Here is a 13,802-nt window from a genome sequence, read left to right as displayed (position 1 = left end):
CGGACGGGTGGACCGCAGCGACGGGCGCCACGGCGGAACAGGGTGGAGCAGCCAGGCTACCCGTCAGGAGCAGAACGCGTTTTGACAACGGTTCTCGTCTAACTGAGAATGATCGTCATGTCCACGCTGCGTCGTCGTCTCACCGTGCTCGCCCCTCTCGCCGCGCTGCCCCTGGTTCTGACCGGGTGCGCCGGCGCGTCGGGCGCTGACGACGGCACCGTCGACGTCCTGGCCTCCTTCTACCCCCTCCAGTTCGTCGCCCAGCAGGTCGGCGGGGACCGGGTCGACGTCGCCAGCCTGACCCCTCCCGGCGCAGAGCCGCACGACGTCGAGCTCTCCCCCGCCCAGGTCGCGCGCATCGACTCCGCCGATCTCGTGGTCTACCTGTCCGGCTTCCAGGCCGCGGTGGACGACGCCGTCGACCAGACCTCCCCGGCGCACGTCGTCGACGCAGCGAGCGACACGACGCTCATGGCGCCCGCCGAGGAGGACCACGAGGGTGAGACGGAGGAGGAGCACGAGGAGCACGGCGACCTCGACCCGCACTTCTGGCTCGACCCCAGCCGGATGCCGTCGGTCGTCCAGGACGTCGCGGACACGCTCACGGAGATCGACCCCGACGGCGCCGACACGTTCGCCGCCAACGCCGCCGCCCTCACCCAGCGGTTCGAGGAGCTCGACGCGCAGTACGCCGCCGGCCTGGAGCAGTGCGACTCCCGGACGTTCGTCACGTCGCACGAGGCGTTCGGCTACCTGGCCGACCGCTACGACCTGCGCCAGGTCGGCATCTCGGGCGTCGACCCCGAGGCCGAGCCGTCGCCCGCCCGCCTGGCGGAGGTCGAGCAGCTCGTGCGCGACGAGGGCGTCAGCACGATCTTCTTCGAGACCCTGGTCAGCCCGAAGGTCGCGGAGACCCTGGCGGGCGACCTGGGCGTCCAGACCGCCGTCCTCGACCCGATCGAGGGGCTGGCCGACCCGGACGCCGACTACTTCTCGATCGCCGGGGCCAACCTGGACGCGCTGCGCATGGCATTGTCCTGCTCGTGAGCACACCCGTGATCGAGGCCACCGGCCTCGGCGTGACGCTCGGCGGCCAGCCGATCCTCGACGGCATCGACCTCGTCGTGCCCGCCGGCGAGGTGCTGGCCCTGCTGGGCGCCAACGGCTCCGGCAAGTCGACCCTGGTCCGTGCGCTGCTGGGCGTGGTCGGGCGCACGGCCGGCGACGTCCGGCTCTTCGGCGCGCCCCTCGGGCCGGCCGCCCCGTGGGACCGCATCGGCTACGTGCCCCAGCGGCTGCCGGCCGCGGCCGGTGTCCCGGCGACCGCCTACGAGGTGGTGACGTCGGGCCTGCTGAACGGCCGCACGTTGCGACCGCCACGCGGGCACAAGCGCCGGGCGCTCGACGCCCTGGCCGACGTCGGTCTGGCCGACCGCGCGTTCCAGCGTGTGCAGGAGCTGTCCGGCGGCCAGCAGCAGCGGGTGCTCATCGCCCGGGCCCTGGTCCGCGACCCCGACCTCCTGGTCCTCGACGAGCCGACCTCGGGCATCGACATCCCCACGCAGGCGACGTTCGTCGACACCGTGAGCCGGCTGCACGACGCCGGCACGACCGTCGTCGTGATCCTGCACGAGCTCGGCCCGTTCGCCCCCCTCATCGACCGGGCGGTCGTGCTGCGGCACGGTCGCGTCGCGCACGACGGGCCGCCACCCCGGGCCCGCAGCGAGCATGCCGGCGAGGAGCACGACCACACCCACGCCCACTCCGACCCGGAGCCGCCGCGCACCGGGCCGTCGCTGTCCGTGGAGGTGAATCCGTGACCGCGTGGGACCAGGTGCTCCAGCTGCTCGGCTCCCCCCTCATGCAGCGCGCCATCGTCGCGGCCATCCTCGTCGGTGCCGCCGCGCCGGTCGTCGGCACGTTCCTGGTGCAGCGCCGGATGGCCCTCCTGGGCGACGGCATCGGCCACGTCGCCCTCACCGGCGTCGCGCTCGGCTGGCTGGTCGGCAGCTGGGCCGGCCTGGTCCCGCAGGACGCGCTGGCGCTCCCCGGTGCCGTCATCGCCGCGGTCGTCGGCTCGATCGTCATCGAGCTGGTGCGCGAGCGCGGCCGGACCAGCGGCGACCTCGCCCTCGCGCTCATGTTCTACGGCGGCATCGCCGGCGGCGTCCTGCTCATCAAGCTCGCGGGCGGCACCAACGCCAACCTCATCAGCTACCTGTTCGGCTCCATCTCCACGGTATCGACGGCGGACCTGTGGTGGACGGTCGCCCTGGCCGTCCTCGTGCTCGCCGTGGGTGTCGGCCTGCGCACGGCGCTGTTCGCGGTCAGCCACGACGAGGAGTTCGCCCGCGCGAGCGGCCTGCCCGTGCGGCTGCTGTCGATGCTCGTCGCCACCATCGCGGCCCTCACCGTGACCATCGCGATGCGGGTGGTCGGCCTCCTGCTGGTCAGCGCGCTGATGATCGTGCCCGTTGCCATCGCGCAGCTGTTCGCCCGGTCGTTCGGCCGCACGATGACGCTGGCCAGCGTCATCGGGGTCGTCGTCAGCGTCGCCGGGCTGGTGCTCACGTACTGGCAGGACATCCCGCCGGGCGCCACGATCGTCGTCCTGGCGATCCTCGTGTACGCGGTCGCCGCCACGCTGCAGCCGATCCTGCGCCGGCCGGCCGCCCCGCAGGACCCGCACCCGGACATGGTCGACGACGTGCTGCTGGTCGACGACGTCGACGACGCCTCCGGCTCGGTTAGGCGACCCTCACCTACGACGTAGGATCGGGTCGTGGACCCCCTCGACGCCTATCACCTCGGCAGCGTGCCGCTCGGTGTCGCCGTCGCGGGTCTCTTCGTCATCGTGATGGCCCGCTCGCACGGCACGTACTGGGCGGGGCGCGGCGTCGTCCGCGGGGCGCAGGCGGTCCACGAGCAGGAGGGCGCGCCCGGCTGGTGGCACGTGACGGTCCGGCGGCTCGAGACCTGGACGGACACGCGCAGCGCGCAGCGTGGGCTCGGCCTGGTGCGACGCTGGGGCCCCGTCGCCGTCACGCTCGCGTACCTGACCGTCGGGCTGCAGACCGCGATCTTCGCGGCCGCCGGGCTGGTGAAGATGCCGTACCTGCGCTTCGCGATCGCCTCGATCCCCGGCGCGCTCGTCTGGGCGGTCGTCTGGGCGACGGTCGGCTTCGGCGCCGTGTGGGCGGCCGTGTCGCTGTTCGCGACGTCGCCGTGGGCGCTCGCCGCTGCGGTGCTCGTCGTGGTCCTGGTCGTCGGCTGGCTGGTCCGGCGACGGCTGCTGCGCCGGGCGCAGCCCGCAGGGTCGCCGGAGGTTCAGGCCGAGGTCTGACCCGGCTTGTCGACGGCACCGCCGTAGCGCCGGTCCCGGCGCGCGTACGTCTCGACCGCCCGCCACAGGTGCCGCCGGTCGACGTCCGGCCACGGCTCGTCCAGGAACACGAGCTCGGCGTAGGCGGCCTGCCAGATCATGAAGTTCGACGTCCGCTGCTCGCCGGAGGACCGCAGGAACAGGTCCACGTCGGGCAGGTCGGGCTCGTCGAGGTACCGCGCGAACAGCTTCTCGTTGACCTTCTCCGGCTTCACGCGGCCGGCCGCGACCTCGCGCGCGATCGCCTGCGCGGCGTCCGCCACCTCGGCGCGACCCCCGTAGTTGACGCACATGGTGAGCGTCACCGTGGAGTTCTGCTTGGTCAGCTCCTCCGCCGTCTCGAGCTCGGCGATGACGGAGCGCCACAGCCGCGGCCGCCGGCCGGCCCAGCGGACCCGCACCCCCCAGGAGTTCATCAGGTCCCGGCGGCGGCGCAGCACGTCCCGGTTGAACCCCATGAGGAAGCGCACCTCGTCCGGCGACCGTGACCAGTTCTCGGTGGAGAACGCGTACGCGGAGACGTACTCGACACCCACCTCGATGGCACCTGCCACCACGTCGAGCAGCGACGCCTCCCCCGCGGCGTGACCGGCCGTCCGGGGCAGCCCGCGGGCGTTCGCCCACCGCCCGTTGCCGTCCATGACGACGGCCACGTGCCGGGGCACGAACTCCTTCGGGATCTCGGGAGCGCGTTCGCCGCTGGGGTGCGGCGGGGGCGGGACCGGCATTCAGACCCTCTCGACCATCGGGAGCGAGCGCAGCTGGCGCTCGAGGTGGAACTGGCAGAACGCGGCGACCAGGCCGTTGCCCTCGCCGCGGTGCCGCTCGGCGCTGGCGTCGGCGACGGACCAGTCTCCCGCAAGCAGCGCGGCCAGGAGCGCGAACGTCTCGGGTGCCGGCGCTGCCGCACCGGGTGGCCGGCACGCCCGGCAGACGGCGCCACCCGACGCGACCGCGAACGCGGTGTGCGGCCCGGGCTCCCCGCAGCGCGCGCAGTCGGTGAAGCTGGGGGCCCACCCGGCGACCGAGAGCGCGCGCAGCAGGTACGAGTCGAGCACGAGACCGGGTGCGTGGTCCCGGGACGCCAGCGCCTTCACCGCGCCGACCAGGAGCCAGTACTGCTGCAGGGAGGGCTCGTGCTCCGCGTCGACCAGCCGGTCCGCCGTCTCCAGCATGACCGTGCCGGCGGTGTAGAGCGTGTAGTCCTCGCAGATCTTGCGGCCGAACGGTCCCAGCGTCTCGGCCTGGGTGACGATGTCGAGGTTGCGCCCCGTGCTCAGCTGCAGGTCCACGTACATGAACGGCTCGAGCCGCGACCCGAACTTCGACGACGTGCGGCGCACCCCCTTGCCGACGGCACGGACCTTCCCGTGCGACCGGGTCAGGAGGGTGACGATGCGGTCGGCCTCCCCCAGCTTGTGGGTGCGCAGGACGATCGCCTCGTCGCGGTAGAGGCTCACCCGAGCATTGTCCCCCGCCGCGCCCACACGGACGCCCCGGGACACGCACCGGCGAGACGCCACGACGTCCGGATCGCGACCGGCGGTCCGCTCGGCCCGGTCAGGGTGCGACCATCGGGCGTGCGCTGGCGAGGGACGGTCCTGGTGGCGGCGGCCGTGCTCTCGCTCGGCGCGTGCGCGCCCTCCGTGCAGGTCGACCCGCTGCCGGTCGGCGTCGCCGACTATCAGCTGGGAGAGCCCTACCCGCCGGCCGCGGACGTGACCGTGGTGGTGCGCGACTCGACGGCGACCCCCGCCGACGGCGTCTACTCCGTCTGCTACGTGAACGCCTTCCAGACCCAGCCCGACGAGTCCGTCGACCCCGCGCTGCTGGTGGAGCCGGACCCCGCCTGGCCCGACGAGTACCTCCTCGACACCGCGCAGCGCGATGCGCTCACCGAGAGGGTCGACGCGGTGCTGCAGCGCTGCGGTGCAGCCGGGTTCGACGCCGTGGAGCTGGACAACCTCGACTCGTGGACCCGGTCAGGCGGTCGGCTGGACCGGGAGGACACCCTCGCGATCGCGGCGACCGTGACCGACGCCGCGCACGAGCGCGGGCTGGCGGTCGGGCAGAAGAACACCCCGGACCTCACCGCCGAGGAGGTCGACGCGATCGGGTTCGACTTCGCCGTCGCCGAGGAGTGCCACGAGTTCGACGAGTGCGCGGCCTACACCGCGCTGTACGGCGACCAGGTGATCGCCGTCGAGTACACCGGGACGCTGCAGAGCATCTGCGCCGACCCCGACCGGCCGGTGATGACCAGCCTGCGCGACCGGGACCTCACCGCCCCGGGATCGCCGGAGCACGTGTCCGAGCACTGCTGACCCGGGGAGGGGTGCGGGCGGGATCGCCGGACGCACCCCTCCCCGGGCACACCGGCCGGCGGGGTCGTCCGCCTGGCCGGTGGCTCTGGGTGGGTGCGCTCAGCGCTCGTGCCGGTTGACGGCGGAGATGATCGCCTTGAGCGAGGCCGTCGTGATCGACGGGTCGATGCCGACACCCCACAGGATCTCGTCGCCGATGGCGCACTCGACGTACGCGGCCGCGGTGGCGTCACCGCCCGCCGACAGCGCGTGCTCGGCGTAGTCCAGCACCGCGACGTCGACGCCGAGGGTCTTCACGGCCGCGACGAACGCCGCGACCGGGCCGTTGCCCGACCCCTGGAGCGTGCGCTCCACCCCCCGGTCGACGAGGTCGATCTCCAGGGTGTCCGGGCCGTCCTCGACGCTGGTCCCGCGCGTACCACGCAGCGAGAACCGGCCCCACGGCTCGAACGGGCTGCCGGCCTCGACCGGCAGGTACTCGTCGTTGAAGATGTGCCACAGCTCGTCCGCCGTGACCTCCGTGCCGTGCTGGTCGGTGTGCCGCTGCACCACCTGCGAGAACTCGATCTGCAGCCGGCGCGGCAGGTCCAGGTCCTTCTCGGACTTCATCAGGTAGCTGATGCCGCCCTTCCCGGACTGCGAGTTCACGCGGATGATCGCCTCGTAGGAGCGTCCGACGTCCTTCGGGTCGATCGGCAGGTACGGGACGGCCCAGACGACGTCGTCGACCGTCTTGCCCTGCCGGGCGGCCGAGGCCTCCAGCGCGTCGAGCCCCTTCTTGATGGCGTCCTGGTGCGACCCGGAGAACGCCGTGAACACCAGGTCCCCGCCGTAGGGGTGCCGCTCGTTGACCGGCAGCTGGTTGCAGCGCTCGACCGTGCGGCGGATGTGGTCGATGTCGGAGAAGTCGAGCTGGGGGTCCACGCCCTGGCTGAACAGGTTCATGCCCAGGGTGACCAGGCAGACGTTCCCGGTGCGCTCACCGTTGCCGAACAGGCAGCCCTCGATGCGGTCGGCACCCGCCAGGTAGCCCAGCTCCGCGGCGGCGACGGCCGTGCCGCGGTCGTTGTGCGGGTGCAGCGACAGCACGACGCTCTCGCGGTAGCGCAGGTTGCGGCTCATCCACTCGATCGAGTCCGCGTACACGTTCGGCGTCGCCATCTCGACCGTGGCCGGCAGGTTGATGATCACCTTGCGGTCCGGCGTCGGCTCCAGCACCTCGAGCACCGCGTTGCAGACCCGCAGCGCGAACTCCAGCTCGGTGCCGGTGTAGGACTCGGGCGAGTACTCGTAGAAGACGTCCGTGTCCGGGACGAGCTCCTCGTACTTGCGGCAGAAGCGTGCGCCCGACACCGCGATGTCGACGATGCCGTCCTCGTCGGACCGGAACACCACCTCGCGCTGCAGGGTCGACGTCGAGTTGTACAGGTGCACGATCGCCTGCTTCGCGCCCGCGATCGCCTCGTACGTCCGCTCGATCAGGTGCTCGCGCGCCTGCGTCAGCACCTGGATCACGACGTCGTCCGGGATGCGGTCCTCCTCGATCAGCATCCGGACGAAGTCGAAGTCGGTCTGCGACGCCGACGGGAAGCCGACCTCGATCTCCTTGAAGCCCATCTGCACCAGCAGCTCGAACATCTCGAGCTTGCGGGCCGGGTTCATCGGCTCGATCAGCGCCTGGTTCCCGTCGCGCAGGTCGACGGCGCACCAGCGGGGCGCCTGCGTGACGCGGTTGTCGGGCCAGCGGCGGTCGGGCAGGTCCACCTGGATCTGCTCGTGGAACGGGCGGTACTTGTGCACCGGCATCGACGACGGCTGCTGTGCGCTCGTCTCCAGATAGGTCATGGTCTTCTCGTCCTTCGGGCGGTTCGGCGGGGAGTCAGCCGGCACACACGACACCGCGACGAGGATGCGGCCTAGAGGGCCTCGTCGCGGCAGCGAAGAAGGAGGGTGACTGCGAGCACGAAGTCACCGTACCCCGAACGACCGGACGTTCCGCAACCTCGCGACCAGGTCGTCTCACGGCAGACGGCGACCACCCCGCGCCGCGTCAGCCGTAGACGATCAGGTCGCTCTCGGTCCGCACGACGAGGTGGCCGCCGACGGCGTCGACCCGACGGACCCCCTCGGGCAGGGGGACGGCCCAGTACCGGACCCCGTCCTCGAGCCCGAGTCCCCACAGCTCGGGGCTGCCGTCCGGGGACGTGCCGGGACCGATCACGAGCGTGCCGTCCGAGACGGGGTCCCACGCGAGGACGTCGCCGGTGTCGACGTCCCAGACCGTGGAGCCGTCCGTGGCGTCCAGCACGCCGTACCGGTCCGCGCCGGACATCACCAGCCTGCCGGACACGAGCAGGCGCGGGTCGAGGGAAGACGGGGTCCGCCACCTCGGCGCGCCGGACGCCGCATCCACGCCGGACACCTGCGACCCCTCGTCGACGATGATCGTGCCGGCCTCGGAGCCGTCATCAGCCGACAGCTGCGCCGGCAGGCCCGCCACCTCGAACAGCGCCGTGCCGTCGGCGTCGTGGACGCGCCCGCCGCCGACTGGGGCCCACGTGGCGAACCGGTCCCCGAGGGCGGCCACCTGCAGCCCGCCGAACCGCGGTCCCGTCATGAGGGTGCTGCCGTCGTCGACGTCGAGGACGATCGTGGCGCCACCGTCCAGCACGACCAGCGGGGGCAGCACGCGCATCGTCGCCGCGACGCTGATCACCGGGTCGTTCATGACGACCGACGTGACGACCGACCAGACCACGTCCCCCGTCCGGGCGTCGCGCCGCTGCACCGTCATCCGGCCCTCGGCGTCGAGCGTGCCGATGACGAGGTCGTCCTCGACGCGGTCGAAGGCCACGAGCTCCCCGCGGACCTGCCACTCCCCCAGGCGCTCGCCGTCCTGCGCGGACACCGGTACCACCATGATCCGCGGCATCTCCTGGATCGACGCCTCGTCGGAGTAGAGCACCCGGGGATGCCGGACCAGGCACACCACGAGCTCGCCGACGTCACCGCGCAGCGGGGGGCAGACCGCCGCGGTCGCCTCGAACCCGGCGCGCGACACCGGCGCCACGTCCACCGCCCAGCGCCGCTCGCCGGACGTCGGGTCGTGCGACGTCACGGTCCAGGCCCGGTCGCCACCCTCCAGCACGACGAGCGCGCCGTCGGCGGCGAGGATCGTGCCCGGCAGCGTGGACCCCCGGGTCTCCCACAGCGGCTCGGGCGCCGCGTCGAGGGGACGGACCAGGCCCGGCACCGCCGCGATGCGTGCGACGAACGCACGGTCCCGCGCGGCGGACACCACACCCGACACGACGACGACGAGCACGACGACCGCCGCCACGGGCCACCACCTGCGCAGCAGCCGCGCGCGCGGCCGGGGCGGCCCCTGCGTGACCGCGGCGTCGTGCCGGGGCAGGTCGTCCGGCGGGCGCGGCAGTGCTGCCGCTGTCGGGGCGTCCTCGACCTCGACGAGCTGCATCCGCGCAGCGGGGCGCCGGTCCGCCATGGTCGAAGACTAGGCCACGGGGTCCTGGCGGTCCTGGCCGGGAGAGCGGACCAGCCGAAGGGAGCAGTCGCCGAACGTCACCGTCGACCCCACCCGGAGACGCACCTGCTGGTCCACGCGGCACACCACCTGCGCACCGTCGGGCAGCGTCACGACGGTGCCGTTCGTCGACCCACGGTCGGCCACCCAGACGCCGCCCGGCTCCACCCCGATCTGGAGGTGGGTCTTGGACACGGAGCGGGCCGGGTCCACGACGCGCACCAGCTGCACCTCAGCGTCCGACGCCGGGTTGCGACCGACCAGCGCGGTCCGGGCGATCGTGACGCGCCGTCCGTCGCCCAGCTCGATCTCCGCCGCCGCACGGTCGACCGCGGTGGTCGGGGCCGGTGCGGCGAGCAGGTCCGCACGGGGGCCGGCCGGGCGCGTCAGCTCGAGCTCGGGGGCGAGCCCGTAGCTGAGCCCGACCTGACGGACCACGGGGATCGCGCGCGTGTCCACGTCGGGTCCGCTGCGCTGCTGGGACAGCGGCGCGAGCACGAGCGCCGCCGGCCGTGCCTCGTCCAGCAGGAGGTCGAGCAGCGCGGTCCCGTCCTTGCCGGGCTCGGCCACAGCCCAGCCCGGGACCGTGACGGGCCGACGTGCCGCGGGCTGCGGCGGCGCCGGGTCGGGTTCGGCGCGGCGCGCCCGTGCCGGCACGATCACCGGCCGCCGCGCCCCCCGGACGTCCAGCACCTCGTCGCGGGCCGCCAGGTCCTGCCAGCCCCGCCGCCGCCCGGTCCGGTCGAAGGCCGGCGAGACGAGCACGACGAGGAGCCCGACACCGAGCGCCAGCACACCGGCGGCGATCACGGCGCCCCGCAGCAGGACGCGGAGCAGGCCGATCGGGGTGCGCGACTCGACGTCGAGCGTACGGATGCCGACCGCGCGGCGCCCGAGCGTCGATCCCGTCCACCCGTGCGCGACCCACTGGGCCACCGACACCACGACGAGGGACGCGCAGCCGAGCGCCACGAGGGCGCCGCTGCCCCGGGACAGGCCGACGACCACCAGCACGCCGCCGAGCACCAGGAGCAGCGCCAGGTCGAGCAGGCCGGCGGACAGGCGCCGGGCCAGGGTCGCGGGCGACAGGTCGTCCCCGCCCGAGTACGGGTCGTGCACGTGGGATCCGTGACGTGTCATGACGTGCCCTTCGGGCGGCGGTTGCGGTGGTTCTTCAGGGAGGCGGTCGACACGCGGGCGCGCACGCGCCGACGCCAGCCCACGCTGCGGGTCATGGCGGCGACGGTCTGCTCGACGTCGGCCCAGTACGCGGTGGCGTGCGCGCCGCTCGGCTCGCCGGCGCTGAACACGGCGTGGTCCGCCGACCGCGCGAGCGCGCCGACCCGGGTGGCGACCAGCGCACCCCCGGGGGCGTCGGCGAACGACGCGGCGAGCTCACGGGCCGACTCGTTGCGCGTCGCCAGCGCACCGGCCGGGCGGCGCAGGTCACGAGCGGTGTCCAGCACCTCGTCCCAGCCGCCCGCGACCCGGGCCACCGGGTCGGGGCTGCGGCGACGACGGCGGCGGCGCCGGGCCTTCAGCGCGACGACGACGAGCAGCGGGAGCGCGAGCACGAGCACGGGGATCGCGACGATCCCGGCCACGCGGGCGATCCGCCAGAACAGCGCGCTGCCGTCGGTCGTCTCGTCCGGGTCGTCGGTCTGGGGCTGCTCGGTGTCCTCGTCCGGCGGCGTGACGGCACCGGGCGGCGGCGGCGGCGGCTGCACGACCTGCGGGTTCGGCTCGGAGGGCTTCTCCTGGTCCTCCTCCTGCGGCGTCTGCTCCGGGGGCGGCGTCGGGTCGAACGGGAGCCAGCCGTAGCCCTGGAACGCCACCTCGACCCATGCCTGGACGTCCTTGCCCGTGACCTCCACGGGCCCATCCGCAGGGCCGTCCTCGCCGTCCGCCCCGGGGACGAACCCGAGCACGACCCGCGCCGGCAGACCCATCTCCCGGACCATGAGCGCCATCGCCGCGGCGTACTGCTCGCCGTCACCCACCATGAGGTCGCCGCCGAGCAGCGCCGTGATCCGGTCGGCTCCGTGGCCGGACAGCGACTCCGTGCCCGAGACGTCGACACCGTGGCTGAAGTAGCCCTCCTCGGCGAGCCACGTCTCCAGCGCCTCGCTGATCTGCACCGGGCTGCCGGCGTCGCGCGCCACGTCGGCAGCAGTCACCGCGGCGGCGTCCGGCTGGCCGACGAGCGGCGGCTGGGCGATGTCGGCCGCGGGCGCGCTGCCCACCTCCGTCGCCGCCGGCACGCGCGGCGCGACGACGTCGATGCCGTACTCGAGCCCCTCGTGCACGCCCCCGGTCAGCACCGCCCCACCGGTGGCGTCGTTGTAGCGCAGGTCGCCGGCCGCGTCCGGGTCGGCGATGTCGAACGCCGTGGCCTGACCGACCGTCGGCAGCCACACACCGTCGAGCTGCTGCACGGTGAACTCGACGCGCGCGCGCTCACCCCGGACGGTCGTGTCGATCTCGGAGCCGACGCGGCGGAACTCGCCGGACGCCTGCGCGGACCCGTCCCCCGCCACGTTCCAGACGACGCCGTCGTACCGGTCCATCGTCGCCAGCCGGACGCGCGCCCCGTCGGGCAGGCCGGAGACCGTGAACAGGGAGGCGTCGTCCTTGACGAGCTTGCGGAAGGCCGACAACGGGCTCGGGTAGTCACGCGGGTCGAACGGGGGGACCATCTCGTCGCGCACGACGAGCCGCTCCGTCCCGCCCGCCACCACCGGGGCACCCAGGACGCCGGCGCCGACCGCCACGCCCATGAGGACGCCGGTCGCGACCACCCGCCGGGCCCGCAGCACCCCGGCCCGCCACGCCGCCCAGGGCAGCAGGACGACCACGAGCACCACGCCGGTCAGGACCGGGTCGACGATGGGGCGCCGGGTGCCGAGCACGATCGTCGCGATCGCCACCCCCACCGGCACGAGAGCCGCGGACGCCGCCGCGGCACCGGTGCGTGCACGCAGGGCGACCGACACGGCGAGGCAGGACCCGACGAGCGCCAGCAGGTAGGCGGCGACCAGCAGCGTGCCCTCCGAGCCGACCGGCGGCTGGAGCGTCAGCAGCTGCTTCCAGGTCGAGCCGGCGCCGCGCGCGAGGTCCACGACGGTCGTGGGGGTGGGCACCACCCCGGCGAGCGTGGTCCCCGGTGCAGCCAGCGCCCCGCCGGCCACCACGTACACCACGACGACCGCCGCGACGACCGTGATCGCCGACCAGCGCCGGACCGCACCGAGCACCGCCACCGACGTGCCGAGCAGCAGACCACCCGCCAGCGCGGGCAGCGCCGTCAGCCCGCCGTACACCTCGAGGAGAGGCACCAGAACGAAGGCGAGCACGCCGACGAGACAGACGATGTCGACCGCGGCGCGGCGGGCGGGTCGGGGTGTCACGCGGTCACCCGCCGCAGCAGCCGCGGGAGGTCGTCGAGGCGGCCGATCGTCGCGAGGCTCAGCGAGCCCTGCGTCCGCACCGACACGTCGGCGCCGCGCTCGCACCGCACGACCACGGTGCGCGTCCCGGCCGGCACGTGCTGGGCGCCGAGCCGCAGCTCGGCGTCGCCGGGCACCGAGCCGGTGACCAGCATCGCCACGGACGCCTCCGGCGCCTCGCGCACGACGCGGCGGCCCAGCAGGGTCACGGGCGCACCCGCGCTCGACAGCGCGACCCCGGAGCAGTCGTCGAGCAGGAGCGGCGGGGTCTCCGCGCGCAGCCTGCCCGGGCCGGCCAGCACCACGAGGTCCCGCTCCTCGCGGATCGTCTGGACGCCGACGGAGGCGACGACGGACACCGCGAGCTCCAGCTCGTCGTCGTCCGCGTAGTCCGCCGGGTCGGTGGCCAGGGCGAGCGCCGTCGTCGTGCGCCGGGTGTCCTCGAACTGCTTGACCATGAGGCTGCCGCGGCGCGCCGTCGTGCGCCAGTGGATGTACCGCCGGTCGTCTCCTGCGACATAGTCGCGCAGGGCGTGGAACGAGAGGTCCGAGTCCGACAGGTCGCGCGTCGCCTGACCCTCCAGGTCGCGCAGGAGGCCCGCGCTCGCACCGGCGAGGGACACGACGAGCGGGTGCACGAACACCTCCGCCGGCCGGGTCCACCGCACGCTGCGTCGCACGAGCCCGAACGGGTCCCCGCGCACCGAGCGGACGGGACCGACGACGATGACCGCGCGGCGCGTGGTCGGGATCGCGAACAGGTCGTCGTGCGCGGCACCGGGTCCGAGCGCCGGCACCGCGAGCTCCGCGACGGCCGCGCCGACGGGCAGCTCGATCCGGGAGGGCAGCGACCGGCGGCGCGCGACGTTGCGCACCTCCAGACGGCCGAGGGCGCGCTCCCCCACCTTCACACGACGGTCGGCCATGTCGAGCGTCACGGCGTAGCGGGCCCGGCCCACGGTCATCAGCAGCGACACCGCGACCACGGCCGTCAGCCCCGCACCGAGCGCCGCGAGCTCCAGCCACCCGAACCACCGGCCCAGCACGAGACCGAGGGCCGCCACGGCGGCGGCCCCCCAACCGAGCGGTGAGACCCGCAGACCCAC

General features: G+C 74.0%; 12 protein-coding genes. 5 read left to right on the top strand and 7 right to left on the bottom strand.

Annotated features, from left to right (window positions below; translation table 11 throughout):
* Positions 1–117: 117 nt before the first annotated feature.
* The 4 genes from CXY01_RS00320 to CXY01_RS00305 are packed head-to-tail and all read left to right on the top strand — an operon-like array spanning position 118 to position 3,343.
* Positions 118–1,047: a metal ABC transporter substrate-binding protein gene (locus CXY01_RS00320; RefSeq protein WP_246124875.1), complete on the top strand. Its 930-nt coding sequence runs from the start codon at positions 118–120 to the stop codon at positions 1,045–1,047.
* Positions 1,044–1,820 carry a metal ABC transporter ATP-binding protein gene (locus CXY01_RS00315; protein ID WP_246124874.1) on the top strand — a complete coding sequence of 259 codons (777 nt, stop codon included), beginning with the start codon at positions 1,044–1,046 and terminating at the stop codon, positions 1,818–1,820. The genes CXY01_RS00320 and CXY01_RS00315 overlap by 4 nt, the downstream gene beginning before the upstream one ends.
* The gene (locus CXY01_RS00310) at positions 1,817–2,773 is read left to right on the top strand and encodes a metal ABC transporter permease (protein WP_146925085.1); all 957 of its coding nucleotides are present in this window, start codon (positions 1,817–1,819) and stop codon (positions 2,771–2,773) included. Before CXY01_RS00315 ends, CXY01_RS00310 begins: the two co-directional genes overlap by 4 nt.
* A gap of 9 nt (positions 2,774–2,782) precedes the next feature.
* Positions 2,783–3,343, top strand: a complete 561-nt coding sequence (locus CXY01_RS00305; protein WP_246124873.1) for a DedA family protein — start codon at positions 2,783–2,785, stop codon at positions 3,341–3,343.
* Here the strand turns inward: CXY01_RS00305 and CXY01_RS00300 are convergent.
* Together CXY01_RS00300 and recO are read right to left on the bottom strand one after the other, a co-directional pair.
* Complete coding sequence (locus tag CXY01_RS00300) at positions 3,328–4,110, bottom strand: isoprenyl transferase (RefSeq protein ID WP_146925084.1); 783 nt, start codon at positions 4,108–4,110, stop codon at positions 3,328–3,330. The two genes, CXY01_RS00305 and CXY01_RS00300, sit on opposite strands and share 16 nt — an antisense overlap.
* Positions 4,111–4,842 (bottom strand): DNA repair protein RecO, encoded by a 732-nt coding sequence (gene recO / locus CXY01_RS00295; protein ID WP_146925083.1) that lies wholly within the window; start codon positions 4,840–4,842, stop codon positions 4,111–4,113.
* Between the two features lie 120 nt (positions 4,843–4,962).
* Here recO and CXY01_RS00290 point away from each other — a divergent pair, with 120 nt between their 5' ends.
* Positions 4,963–5,706 (top strand): endo alpha-1,4 polygalactosaminidase, encoded by a 744-nt coding sequence (locus CXY01_RS00290; protein WP_222594455.1) that lies wholly within the window; start codon positions 4,963–4,965, stop codon positions 5,704–5,706.
* 99 nt (positions 5,707–5,805) lie between these two features.
* Here CXY01_RS00290 and leuA read toward each other — a convergent pair whose 3' ends face one another.
* The 5 genes from leuA to CXY01_RS00265 all read right to left on the bottom strand — a co-directional run bounded on the left by leuA (position 5,806) and on the right by CXY01_RS00265 (position 13,802).
* Positions 5,806–7,551, bottom strand: a complete 1,746-nt coding sequence (leuA, locus tag CXY01_RS00285; RefSeq protein ID WP_146925082.1) for a 2-isopropylmalate synthase — start codon at positions 7,549–7,551, stop codon at positions 5,806–5,808.
* Between the two features lie 205 nt (positions 7,552–7,756).
* Complete coding sequence (locus tag CXY01_RS00280; protein ID WP_146925081.1) at positions 7,757–9,211, bottom strand: PQQ-binding-like beta-propeller repeat protein; 1,455 nt, start codon at positions 9,209–9,211, stop codon at positions 7,757–7,759.
* A gap of 9 nt (positions 9,212–9,220) precedes the next feature.
* Complete coding sequence (locus CXY01_RS00275) at positions 9,221–10,390, bottom strand: RDD family protein (RefSeq protein WP_146925080.1); 1,170 nt, start codon at positions 10,388–10,390, stop codon at positions 9,221–9,223.
* Positions 10,387–12,657 (bottom strand): transglutaminase-like domain-containing protein, encoded by a 2,271-nt coding sequence (locus CXY01_RS00270; RefSeq protein WP_146925079.1) that lies wholly within the window; start codon positions 12,655–12,657, stop codon positions 10,387–10,389. The genes CXY01_RS00275 and CXY01_RS00270 overlap by 4 nt, the downstream gene beginning before the upstream one ends.
* Entirely contained in the window at positions 12,654–13,802 is a 1,149-nt protein-coding gene (locus CXY01_RS00265; RefSeq protein WP_246124872.1) for a DUF58 domain-containing protein, read from the bottom strand. The genes CXY01_RS00270 and CXY01_RS00265 overlap by 4 nt, the downstream gene beginning before the upstream one ends.

Source organism: Cellulomonas xylanilytica, assembly GCF_007989805.1.
GTDB classification, from domain to species: Bacteria; Actinomycetota; Actinomycetes; order Actinomycetales; family Cellulomonadaceae; genus Cellulomonas; species Cellulomonas xylanilytica.
This window is presented reverse-complemented; position numbering and strand designations above follow the sequence as displayed.

Coding starts and splice junctions, on each gene's coding strand:
- CXY01_RS00320 (WP_246124875.1), top strand. CDS start 118: ATGTCCACGCTGCGTCGTCGTCTCACCGTGCTCGCCCCTCTCGCCGCG.
- CXY01_RS00300 (WP_146925084.1), bottom strand. CDS start 4,110: ATGCCGGTCCCGCCCCCGCCGCACCCCAGCGGCGAACGCGCTCCCGAG.
- leuA (WP_146925082.1), bottom strand. CDS start 7,551: ATGACCTATCTGGAGACGAGCGCACAGCAGCCGTCGTCGATGCCGGTG.
- CXY01_RS00280 (WP_146925081.1), bottom strand. CDS start 9,211: ATGGCGGACCGGCGCCCCGCTGCGCGGATGCAGCTCGTCGAGGTCGAG.
- CXY01_RS00275 (WP_146925080.1), bottom strand. CDS start 10,390: ATGACACGTCACGGATCCCACGTGCACGACCCGTACTCGGGCGGGGAC.